The sequence below is a fragment of the Mesorhizobium sangaii genome (genome assembly GCF_014207355.1).
In the GTDB taxonomy this organism is placed as follows: Bacteria; Pseudomonadota; Alphaproteobacteria; order Rhizobiales; family Rhizobiaceae; genus Mesorhizobium; species Mesorhizobium sangaii.
This window is the reverse complement of sequence record NZ_JACHEF010000032.1, coordinates 1-1,876: the sequence shown is the minus strand read 5'-3', so window position 1 is coordinate 1,876 and position 1,876 is coordinate 1. Positions and strand designations below refer to the sequence as shown.

Below are 1,876 nucleotides of genomic sequence, written 5' to 3'. Positions count from 1 at the left end.
CGCTGGCCGCTACGCTCGCCGTGGTACCCAGTGTTCCCGTTGCTGGCGTGGCTCTGATCCTTGGCGTCGACCGCTTCATGTCCGAATGCCGGGCGCTGACGAATGTGGTCGGTAACGCGGTGGCATCGCTCGTGGTCGCCCGCTGGGGGGCGAGCCGGATGAAGTTCGATCGGCAAAGGCCCTCGCGAGCGGCCCCTCGACGCTTTGACGGTGGAGGATCAAGACGTTCGGCCTGGCGAAGGGCGGTCGCGGCCAGCCAGCGCGCGCGAGCGCCGCTCAGCCATTGGGGGCAGGGCGTGAAGCGGTCCTAGAGGAATTGCCAGCTGGCATCGGCACCGAGAGAGCCCCGGCACTTCCCGTACTCCGGGAAGTGCCGGGCAAGCGATCAAAAGCGATGACCGGGTTTACGCCAAAGGCACCGTTGCTGCCCTGCTGTTCACTGTTAATTGGAGACCGCCCATGTCCAAGCCAACCCCCGGCCTTGTCGTCACGATCGCCCTTTTAGCCCTCGCCCTGCTTTTTTCCGCGCTGGGGGCGCTACATCATCCTGCTGTCATAGACTACCTGCAGCAGCTCGAAGACCGACGCCAGCTCGCGGCGGAATTGAAGATGCTCATTGCCGCGCGGCGCGACGCACTCTTCAATGACCCCGCTTCGCCAACCGCTGGCAATCCGGAAGGCGACGTCGCTCTGGTCACCTTCTTTGACTACAACTGCCCGCATTGCCGGGAGGCAGCCCTCAATATCAGGCAAGCCATCAAGGACGATAGGAGTCTGAAGCTTGTGTTCAAAGAGTTTCCGATCCTGGGACCGACTTCCAAATTCGCCGCGGTGGCGGCACTCGCCTCCCACAAACAGGGAAAATACGAGGCGTTCCATCGCGCCCTCATGGGTTTCCGCGGCCTGGTCGACGAAAGGTCCACCTTGACCATCGCAGCACATGTGGGCCTCGACGTTGAGCAGCTCAAGCGGGACATGGAAGACCCGGCCATCGCAGACGCCATTGCGCGCAATCGCGCGCTCGCCGGCGATCTGTACATCACCGGCACGCCGGCGTTGGTGGTCGGCGATGAAGTGATCCCTGGGGTGGTCGATGTTGCCACGCTGCAACGCTCCATCGCCGATGCGCGATCAAAGCCGAAGGGTTGAGACGGTGTTTGAAATCTCCAATATCGGCATTTTGACAGCACTGGCGGCCGGTGCAATCTCGTTCCTCTCGCCATGCGTGCTGCCTGTCGTGCCGGGCTATATCTCTTATATGATCGACAAGCCCGTAGTCGGCCGACCATATCGTGCTCTCGACAGCCGGCTTTCCATATTGCTTCTCGGCACCTTGTTGGCCCCCAGCGTCTCGACCGTATTCGTGACGCTGGGGGCGGCACGCTGATGGCCGGCCGTGACGACACGTTCGACATCGTCGGAGCCGGTGCCGGTCGGTCTTTTGTTCGCCGAATCGCTTGCGCCGCATCGCTTGCCCAGAGCGAACTCAAGGTGCGGTTGTTGACAGCAGTCACTGGAAAGGCTGGCGAATCCGGCTACAGCATCGATAGTCCGGTGGGGTTGCCGAATTCGACGATGCGAGCCTGCATGGCGTTGAAAATCAAGTAATTGACGCCACAAGATCGAGAACCTGTTCGCACGCCTCAAGGACTGGCGACGCATCCATACCAGATACGGGATGCAAGGGGTAATACCGCGTTGGATAAGTGCATCGCGGAAGCCGATGGAGCTATAAGCTCGGTCGGCGAGCAGATAGCGCGCTGGCGGTAAGGCCTCGACTATCGTATCCATCCGGCGTGTCGCGCCTTGTTCGGGTGATGAACGAGTGGTCTTAAGCGTGCTCTTATGAGCGCACTTAGGAGCAGTTGATGGGTCA

General features: G+C 61.2%; 3 protein-coding genes and 1 pseudogene. All 4 read left to right on the top strand.

All coding sequences use genetic code 11. The annotated features are described in order from the left end of the window. Positions 1–146 (top strand): annotated as a pseudogene (locus tag HNQ71_RS36055) (cation:dicarboxylate symporter family transporter); the annotation flags it as partial. A 313-nt stretch (positions 147–459) separates the two neighbouring features. After that, positions 460–1,149: a DsbA family protein gene (locus tag HNQ71_RS34545; protein WP_184879635.1), complete on the top strand. Its 690-nt coding sequence runs from the start codon at positions 460–462 to the stop codon at positions 1,147–1,149. 4 nt (positions 1,150–1,153) lie between these two features. Further along, positions 1,154–1,387 (top strand): cytochrome c biogenesis protein CcdA, encoded by a 234-nt coding sequence (locus HNQ71_RS34540; RefSeq protein WP_184879632.1) that lies wholly within the window; start codon positions 1,154–1,156, stop codon positions 1,385–1,387. Then, positions 1,387–1,608 (top strand): hypothetical protein, encoded by a 222-nt coding sequence (locus tag HNQ71_RS34535; RefSeq protein WP_184879629.1) that lies wholly within the window; start codon positions 1,387–1,389, stop codon positions 1,606–1,608. The genes HNQ71_RS34540 and HNQ71_RS34535 overlap by 1 nt, the downstream gene beginning before the upstream one ends. Positions 1,609–1,876: the final 268 nt, after the last annotated feature.

Coding starts and splice junctions, on each gene's coding strand:
- HNQ71_RS34545 (WP_184879635.1), top strand. CDS start 460: ATGTCCAAGCCAACCCCCGGCCTTGTCGTCACGATCGCCCTTTTAGCC.
- HNQ71_RS34535 (WP_184879629.1), top strand. CDS start 1,387: ATGGCCGGCCGTGACGACACGTTCGACATCGTCGGAGCCGGTGCCGGT.